Below are 9,251 nucleotides of genomic sequence, written 5' to 3' on the forward strand. Positions count from 1 at the left end.
CGAGCATGCTCACCAGGCGCCTTGGAACAGGTTCCATACTCGGCCTCAGCTGCCTGCTAGTTCTGGCTGCCCTCATCTGCTGTACTCAACCAGCGTCTGGGGAAACGCCCGCCTACCGGGAGTACCTGGCGGGCATCCAGGAACCGGTTTATCCCCAGCGGGAGGTGTTGATTCCCGCGGTGGCCTTCGCCCGGGCAACGGGCAAAACCGAGATCTTGTTCCGGCATGGGGGCTATCCGGGCCTGACGGTTTGGACGGATGAGCAGGGCATGGTGGAATGGGATGTGTGGGTGGAAGAGGCGGGGCTGTATAACATCGAACTCACCTATTACCCCGCGCCAGGACGCAGCACGGCCATGGAGCGCAGCATTGCCGTCAACGGAGAGCTGCCCTTCACGGGAGCTGAATACCTGGTCTTCTACCGCGTTTTCGGCGATGCGGGGCCGTCCCGCTTTGATGCCGCGGGCAACGAGATCCGTCCCCAACAGGTGGAAAAGCCCATGTGGCAGACGGTGTTCCTCAGCGATTCCGAGGGCTATGAACAGCACCCTTACTTCTTCTACTTCCAGGAGGGCTGGAACACCATCCGCCTGGTTGCCCGGGCCGAGCCCATGATCATCGGACATTTGAGGCTCTGCCAGGCCCCGCTCCCCAAGCCCTATGCCCAGGTGCGGGCCGAGCAGCCAGGTGCACCGGAGCTTGAGGGCATCTTCATCCAGATCGAAGGGGAGGCCAGCACCTACCGCTCCAGTCCATCCCTCTTTGCCGTGGCCGACCCCGGCGATCCCACGGTGGTACCCTATCACCACGCGGAAACCAGGCTCAACTCCGTGGGGGGCCACCGCTGGGCGGAAGTGGGTGACTGGATCGCCTGGCATGTGGAGATCCCCCAGGATGGGTATTACAAAATAGCCATCAAGGCTAAACAGAATATCAACCGGGGGGACCTGAGCAACCGCAGGCTGCTCATCGACGGCCAGGTGCCCTTCGCGGAAGTGGCCGCCATTCCCTTCCGTTTCTCCTCCCGCTACGAGATCGTCCAGCTGGGGGAAGAGGAGCAGGGCGAGCCTTTCCTGTTTTACCTAACCGAGGGCAGGCATGAAATCCGCCTGGAGGCCGTCCTCGGCGAGCTGGGCCCCATCATCGAGTTCGCTGAGAAGACTTTGTATGAGCTGAACGGCATCTACCGCAGCATCATCATGATCACCTCGCCCACCCCTGACCCCATCCGCAGTTACCAGCTGGAGCAGCGGGTGCCCCAGCTGCTGGAGCGGATCAAAGGGGGAGCTGAGGATCTGCGCTACCTGGCGGCGGAGATCGAGCGCATCACCGGGCAGCTCAGCCACGGGGCGGCTCTGCTGGATTTTGCCCGCATGCTGGAGCGGATGTACGACAAACCCGATGCCATCCCCAATCTGCTCCAGGAGTATCGGGATGCCATCGGGCAGCTGGGCACCTGGATCATGACCTCCCGGCGCCAGCCCCTACAGATCGACTTTTTGGTGGTGGCTTCCCCAGAGCAGAAAATGCCCAGGGCCAAGCCCACTTTCTGGGAAGTCTTGGTCCACGAAGTGAGGGCCTTTGCTTCGTCCTTTGTCCGGGACTACACCACGATCCACGATATTGACCAAGGCGCCGGTGAGCCGGCCAAGCGGATCAGGGTCTGGATCGGCCTGGGACGGGACCAGGCCCAGATCCTCAAGCAGATGATTGAGGACAGCTTCACGCCGCAGACGGGGATCCATGTGGATCTGGAGCTGATCACCTTCATGGACCAGCTGCTGGTCCCCGCCACCATCGCCGGAAACCAGCCCGATGTGGCCATTGGCGCGGCCAACATGGACCTGGCCTTCCGGGGTGCGGTGGTGGATCTGAGCCAGTTCCCCGATTTCCCCGAGGTGGCTCAGCGCTTTAAGAAATCCGCCCTCCTGGCCTTCCGCTTCCGGGATCAGGTCTTTGCCCTGCCGGAAGTGCAGAGCTTCCCCATGCTCTTTTACCGCAAGGATATCTTAGATGAGCTGGGACTGGAGGTCCCCCAGACCTGGGATGACGTGATGCGCATCCTGCCGGAGCTGCAGAACCACCACCTGGAGTTCGGGATCTGGCCCAGCATGTACACCTTTGTGCAGTTTTTGTACCAGAACGGGATCAGTCTGTACAAAGAGGATGTGATCCAAACCAACCTCACTGCCCACGCCGCGGTGGAGATCTTTGCCCAGATGACCAACCTCTTTACCCAGTCGGGTCTGCCCCTGCAGTATAACTTCATCAACCGCTTCCGCATGGGTGAGATGCCCCTGGCCATCGCCAACTACGCGGAGTTCAACACCCTGTCTGTGTTCGCCACAGAACTGAGGGGACAGTGGGGCATGGCGCCCATCCCCGGTACTCTGCAGGCCGACGGAACCATCAACCGGGCCGTACCTGTGGCCCAGGATGCTCTGCAGATCCGCACGGACCAGCTGGGGGCGGTGATCATGCCCAGCGGTACCACGGGCTCCATCATCCTGGAGAAATCCCAGAACAAGCAGGAAGCCTGGGAGTTTTTGAAGTGGTGGACGAGCAAGGAAACCCAGGTGCGCTTCGGCCGGGAGCTGGAAGCCCTCATCGGGGCCAGCGCCCGCTACGCCACGGCCAACGTGGAAGCCATGCAGGAGCTGCCCTGGCGGGTGGAGGAGCGGGAGCAGCTGAACATCCAGTGGGACTGGGTGGAGGGAGTGCCCCCCGTTTTGGGCGGGTATTACGTGACCAGGCAGTTCGACTGGCTGTTCCGGGCAGTGGTGCTGCAGAACGCGCCCATCAGGGAGTCGGTTTTGGACTACGCCCGGGAGATCGATCGAGAGATTGCCCGCAAGCGCATGGAGTTCGGCTATGAAACAGAACTGGAAGAGCTGGATCCCCGCTGGAAAGAACTGTTCTGGGATCACTACACCCACGTTTGGCGGCTGGATTGGGATCCGCCGGGATTGGGCGAGGAGTACCGGGATATCTTGGAGCGCTACGGGCTTGTGGAAGGGGGAGGCCGTGAATGAAGGCACTCTGGCTGGAGCTTAAGGAAAAGAGAACCTCCTATCTGTTTGTGGCCCCATTCCTGGCGGTTTTCGCCGTTTTCGTGGTCATTCCCATTCTGGTGGCCGTGGGGCTCAGCTTTACCTACTTCAACATGATCGAGCCGCCCCGCTGGGTGGGCTGGTCCAATTACCTGGCCCTGTTTTTGGAGGATGATGTCTTCCTCATCGCCGTGAAAAACACCCTGCTCTTTGCCGCCATCACCGGGCCGTTGAGCTATGCCCTGTGCTTTGTCTTCGCCTGGCTGATCAACGAGCTCAAGCCCAAAATCCGGGCCGTGCTCACCCTGCTCTTTTACGCGCCGAGCATATCCGCCAACGCCTTCATGATCTGGACGGTGCTCTTCAGCGGCGATGCCTACGGGTACATCAACGGCGTCCTGCTCTACTGGGGACTGATCGACAAGCCCGTTCAGTGGCTGGTGGACCCCAACTGGATGATGCCCATCGTGATCGTGGTGGTGCTTTGGATGAGCTTGGGCGTGAGCTTCCTCACCTTCATCGCCGGGCTCCAGGGGATTGACCCCATCTATTACGAAGCGGGCGCCATCGATGGCATCCGCAACCGCTGGCAGGAGCTGTGGTACATCACTCTGCCCATGATGAAGCACCACCTCATGTTTGGCGCCATTATCAGCATCACCAACTCCTTTGCCGCGGCCGACCAGATCCAGGCCCTCACGGGCACCGCCCCCACCGACTGGGCCACCTGGACCATCGTGCAGCACATCAACGACTACGGCTATGTGCGCTACGAGATGGGCTATGCTTCGGCCATGGCGGTTCTGCTCTTTATCACTATGGTACTGGTGCAGCGCCTTGTGCAGCGGCTGCTGCGCCGCTTAGGTTAGCGGGGAGGGAAGCGCAATGCGTCTGAGGATCAGTCATCGTCGATTGGCACGGTCCACCGGGGGCGATGTGGTCATCCTGATCTTTTTGGGTCTGGGTGCCATCTACATGGCCCTGCCCATGTTCTACACCATCTGCCAGGCCTTTAAGCCCTTGAACGAGCTTTTCATCTTTCCGCCGCAGTTTCTGCCGCGCCATCCCACCCTGAGCAACTTCAGCGATCTCTTCCTGCTCATGGCCCAGTCCTGGGTGCCGGTGACCCGCTATCTCTTTAACTCCCTCTTCATCGTCGGCGCCGGCAGCGCGGGCAACGTGATCCTAGGTTCGCTGGCAGCCTATGCCCTGGCCAAACACGACTTTAAGGGGCGGGGTTTGATCAACAACCTGATCCTGTTTTCCCTGATGTTCGCAGGTTCTGTGCTGGTCATCCCCAGATACTTGATCATCTCCTACCTGGGCTGGATCAACACCTACGCGGCCTTGGTCATTCCCGCCTGGGGCACCACCTTGGGTGTGTTCCTCATGCGCAACTTCATTACCCACATGATCCACGATTCGCTTTTGGAAGCGGCCCGCATTGACGGGGCTTCCGAGTGGTATATCCACTGGCGCATTGTCATGCCCATCGTCAAGCCGGCCTGGCTCACCTTGATCATCCTGAACTTCCAGCAGCTCTGGGGCGACCAGGGGGCCATGTTCATCTATTCGGAGGAGCTGAAACCCCTGCCCTACGCCCTGGGCCAGATCATCGGCGGCGGGGTAGGCCGCGCCGGCGTGGCCGCTGCCGTCTCGGTGATCCTCATGGCGGTGCCCGTGACCGTCTTCGTGATCAACCAGGCCAAGATCGTCCAGACCATGGGCACATCGGGAATCACGGGGGAATAAAAAAAGCGCCAGGCAAGGCACCTGGCGCGCAGCCTTTCCCCTCAGCGGGGCAGCTCCAGGGTTTCTCCCACCAGCAGGACCTGCCCGAGCAGGGGTTTTTGCCCGGTGAGCTCTTCACTGCGGGCATCGGGCTGGCTTCCGCCGGCCAAAAGCTCCACAGCACCTGGCTCCACCAGACAGCGGCCCTCTTCGTCGAAGACAGCCAGCTGCCGGGGGGCGAGCCGGAAGGTGACCGTGCGCTTTTCCCCCGGTTCAAGCCGGATGCGGGCAAAGCCCTGGAGGGAGTGGTGGGGCACTGCCGCGGAGGCGTCGCGGTGCCTGATGTAAAGCTGCACCACTTCGTCCCCGGCCCGGGCGCCGGTGTTTTCCACATCCACCTGCACCACCAGCTCCTCCCCGATGTTAAGCTCGGCAGGCGCCTGGAGGTTGCTGTAGGTGAAGCTGGTGTAGCTTAAGCCGTAGCCGAAGGGGTAGAGGGGCTCTTCCTTCAGGTATCGGTAGGTTCTCCCCTCCATGGAATAATCGGTGAAGGGGGGCAGCTGATCCAGGGATTTGACAAAGGTTATGGGCAGCCGTCCCGCGGGGTTGTAATCCCCAAAGATGATGTCCGCGAGGGCGTTTCCGCCTTCTTCCCCTGGGTACCAGGCCTGGATAATGGCGGGTACGTTTTCCTGGGCCCAGGTCACAGCCAGGGGGCTGCCGCTAAAGAGCACCAGGACAAGTGGTTTGCCCAGGGCAGCCACTTCCTTGATCAGCTCGTTCTGCATGCCGGGAAGCTCCAGGGTAAGCCGGTCTCCTCCGCCGTCGCTGTTGGCCGCAGCGCCTTCTTCCCCTTCCAAATCTGGGGAGACGCCCATGCACATAATGACCGCATCGGCCCTTTCGGCCACAGCCAACGCTTCGGCAAAGCCTTCCCGGGGGCTGTTCCCCCAGTAGCCCGGTCTGGTGGTGGTAAGATCGCACCCCTCCGCATAGAGCACGCGGCAGTTCGGTTCCAGCTTCCGGCGGATGCCCTCCAGGGCGGTCACCAGCTGGCTGGAAGTGCCGAAGTAGTTGCCCAGGAGCACCTTGCGGCTGTCCGCGTTGGGGCCGATCACGGCCACCGTCTTGAGCTCCTTGCTCAAGGGCAGGAGGTTGTTTTCGTTTTTCAAAAGGACCATGGACTGGCGGGCCATCTCCCGGGCCAAGCTGCGGTGCTCGTCGCAGGCCACCACTTCATAGGGGATCTGCGCGTAGGGCACTTCCTCTTCCGGGTCAAACAGGCCCAGCTTGAACTTGGTGCGCAGTAGCCTGGCCAGGGCCCGGTCGATCTCCTCCTCGGAGATGAGTCCCTGGGCCACCGCTTCCACCAGAGCCGGGTACACCCGTCCGCAGTTGAGGTCGCAGCCGTTTTTCACGGCCAGGGCAGCCGACTCTTCGGGGCTGCCTGTCACCTTGTGGTGGGCGTGGATGTCGTGGATAGCTCCGCAGTCGGAGACCACATGGCCCTCGAAGCCCCAGTCTTCCCTGAGGATCTTCTGCAGCAGGGTGGGGCTGGCGCAGCAGGGCTCGCCGTTGGTGCGGTTGTAGGCACCCATCACCGACTCCACCTTGGCTTCGGTCACCAGGGCCCGGAAGGCGGGCAGGTACGTTTCATAGAGGTCTTTCTGGCTGCAGCGGGCATCGAAACTGTGGCGCAGGCTCTCCGGTCCGCTGTGCACCGCGAAGTGCTTGGCACAGGCAGCCGCCTTTAAGTACTTGGGATGGTCTCCCTGCAGGCCCTTGACGAAGGCGATGCCCAGCTGGGCGGTGAGGTAGGGATCTTCGCCGTAGGTTTCCTGGCCCCGGCCCCAGCGGGGGTCACGGAAGATGTTGATGTTGGGAGTCCAGAAGGTGAGGCCTTTGTAGATGCCCCGATCGCCGTGGCGGGCCGCTTCGTGGTGCTTGGCCCGGGCTTCCGTGGCGATCACCTCCGCCACCTGCTGCAGGAGCGGGGCGTTGAAGCTGGCGGCCATGCCGATGGCCTGGGGGAAGACGGTGGCGGTGCCGGCCCGGGCCACTCCGTGCAGGCATTCATTCCACCAGTTGTACTCCGGGATGCCAAGATGGGGGATGGCTGCGGAATCATAGAGCAGCTGGGAGACCTTTTCCTCCAAGGTGAGGCGGGAGATGAGGTCTTTGATCCGTTCTTCCATGGGCAGGTCACTTCGCTGGAAAAGCATCTTATACACCATCTTTCTTTTAGTTCTTGTAAGCAATTATAACATGGTATTAGGAAATACTGAAGAAGGAGTGGGCAGGTATGGGGCAGGATTACAAAAGCCTAAGGGACTACGGCTGCTGGTTGAACTACGACCCCCTTCCCGGGAATAAATACTTAGGGAAGTTCAAAACCGTGTCCGTTTGGGGGGCCGGAAGTCTGCGGGGCGCCATAGTCTCCGAGCTGACCCGGGGTTTGCAGGGCCTTTTGGGGGAGGCACCGGAGCTTCTGGTAGGGGAGGAAGCGTCCGTTGTGGTGCGCCGCGAAGAACAAGGGAACTTGGGCAATCCAGAGGGCTTCCGCCTTAAGGTGCGGGAACAGCAGGGTCAGCTGCGGGCAGTGATCTCCAGCCCTGGGGAGCGGGGGCTGCTCTACGGCACCTTTGCCTTTCTGCGCTTCCTGCAGCTCGGGGAGATCGCGCCGGGGCTGGATCTGGTGGATGGGCCCCGCACAGGCCTGCGGCTGATCAACCACTGGGATAACCTGGACGGCAGTGTGGAGCGGGGCTATGCCGGCCGGTCCATCTTCTTCCGGGACAACCAGCTGGTGGACGATCTGGAGCGGGTGCGGGACTATGCCCGGCTGCTGGCCTCCGTGGGGATCAACGGCGTTGCGGTGAACAACGTGAACGTGCACAAAGAAGAAACGCAGCTCATCGCCGCCAAATTGGAGATGGCCAAGACCCTCAGCGCCATCTTCCGGGAATACGGTATCCGCCTCTATTTGAGCATCAACTTCGCCAGTCCCCTGGAATTCGGCCTGGATACCGCCGATCCCCTGGAGCCCGCGGTGCAGGAGTGGTGGCAGAGGCGCACGGCTGAAGTTTACAGGGCCATCCCCGACCTGGGCGGCTTTCTGGTCAAGGCCGACTCGGAAAACAGGCCGGGGCCCTTCACCTACGGGCGCAGCCACGCCGAGGGCGCCAACATGCTGGCCAGGGCCGTGGAGCCCTTTGGGGGAGTTGTGATCTGGCGCTGCTTTGTCTACAACTGCCAGCAGGACTGGCGGGACACCCAGACCGACCGGGCCAGGGCCGCCTACGACCACTTCAAACCCCTGGACGGCCAGTTTGCTGACAATGTGATCCTGCAGATCAAAAACGGCCCCATGGACTTCCAGGTGCGGGAGCCGGTTTCACCCCTCTTTGGCGGGCTGGAGCGCACCAACCAGATCCTGGAGCTGCAGATCACCCAGGAATACACGGGCCAGCAGCGGCATCTTTGCTACCTGGTTCCCCAGTGGAAAGAAATCCTGGATTTCGATACTTACGCCAAGGGCCCCGGGGCCACTGTGGGTAAAATCGTGTCCGGAGCGGTTTTTCCCATGCGCTTTAGCGGTCTTGCCGGCGTGTCCAATGTGGGCAGCGACCCCAACTGGACAGGCCACACCCTGGCCCAGGCCAACCTCTACGGCTACGGGCGGCTGGCCTGGGACCCGGGGCTTTCTGCCCAGCGGATCACGGAAGAATGGGCGGTGCTCACCTTCGGCCAGGAGCCTGAGGTGGTTGAGACCATAGGCGAGCTGCTCCTTGGTTCCTGGGAAATCTACGAGAACTACACGGTACCCTTGGGGATCGGCTGGATGTGCAATCCAGGCCACCACTACGGCCCGAGCCCCGAGGGCTATGAGTTTTCCCGGTGGGGCACCTATCACCGGGCAGACCGCAGCGCGATCGGGGTGGACCGCAGCGTGAAGAGCGGAACAGGCTTTGCCGGCCAGTACCATCCGGAAAACGCCCTCCGCTACGAATCCCCGGAGACCTGCCCGGAAGAGCTTTTGCTCTTCTTCCACCGGATCCCCTACACCTACAGGCTCAAATCGGGGAAGACCTTGATCCAGCATATCTACGACACCCATTTCCGCGGGGTGGAGCAGGTGGAGGAGATGATCGAGAAGTGGAAGGGGCTGGAGGGGAAAATCGATGCGGCTACCTTCCGCCATGTCTTACAGCGCCTCGAGGGCCAGCTGGTGGATGCCAAAGAGTGGCGGGATGTGATCAACACCTACTTCTACCGCCTAACCCACATCCCCGATGATCAAGGCCGCAGGATCTATCCCTAGAAAAAAACAAGGGGCTGTTGCAGAATGAACGTTGATTAGTTCATCCTGCACGGCCCTTTTTTGTCTAATAACGAGAATACGGGCTCGCGAAGGAGCCCGTACCCTGGTATAATTTAGTTATGCAAACAAAACTATACACCAAAGATTAT

General features: G+C 61.2%; 5 protein-coding genes. 4 read left to right on the forward strand and 1 reads right to left on the reverse strand.

What is annotated here, in order from left to right:
• Positions 1-5: 5 nt before the first annotated feature.
• The 3 genes from ACE4YL_RS09150 to ACE4YL_RS09160 are packed head-to-tail and all read left to right on the forward strand — an operon-like array spanning position 6 to position 4,802.
• Complete coding sequence (locus ACE4YL_RS09150; RefSeq protein WP_461357829.1) at positions 6-3,032, forward strand: extracellular solute-binding protein; 3,027 nt, start codon at positions 6-8, stop codon at positions 3,030-3,032.
• Positions 3,029-3,919 carry a carbohydrate ABC transporter permease gene (locus ACE4YL_RS09155; protein WP_461357830.1) on the forward strand — a complete coding sequence of 297 codons (891 nt, stop codon included), beginning with the start codon at positions 3,029-3,031 and terminating at the stop codon, positions 3,917-3,919. The genes ACE4YL_RS09150 and ACE4YL_RS09155 overlap by 4 nt, the downstream gene beginning before the upstream one ends.
• A 16-nt stretch (positions 3,920-3,935) precedes the next feature.
• Positions 3,936-4,802, forward strand: coding sequence for a carbohydrate ABC transporter permease (locus ACE4YL_RS09160; protein WP_461357831.1), 867 nt, complete (start codon positions 3,936-3,938; stop codon positions 4,800-4,802).
• Between the two features lie 41 nt (positions 4,803-4,843).
• Here the strand turns inward: ACE4YL_RS09160 and ACE4YL_RS09165 are convergent, their stop codons facing one another.
• Positions 4,844-7,003 (reverse strand): glycoside hydrolase family 3 C-terminal domain-containing protein, encoded by a 2,160-nt coding sequence (locus ACE4YL_RS09165; protein ID WP_461360175.1) that lies wholly within the window; start codon positions 7,001-7,003, stop codon positions 4,844-4,846.
• Positions 7,004-7,083: 80 nt separating this feature from the next.
• Between ACE4YL_RS09165 and ACE4YL_RS09170 the strand changes: the two genes are divergently transcribed.
• A complete protein-coding gene (locus ACE4YL_RS09170) occupies positions 7,084-9,102 on the forward strand; it encodes an alpha-glucuronidase family glycosyl hydrolase (RefSeq protein ID WP_461357833.1) in 2,019 nt (672 codons plus the stop codon).
• Positions 9,103-9,251: the final 149 nt, after the last annotated feature.

The sequence above is a fragment of the Candidatus Darwinibacter acetoxidans genome (genome assembly GCF_041936445.1).
GTDB lineage: Bacteria > Bacillota > Limnochordia > Darwinibacteriales > Darwinibacteriaceae > DTU010.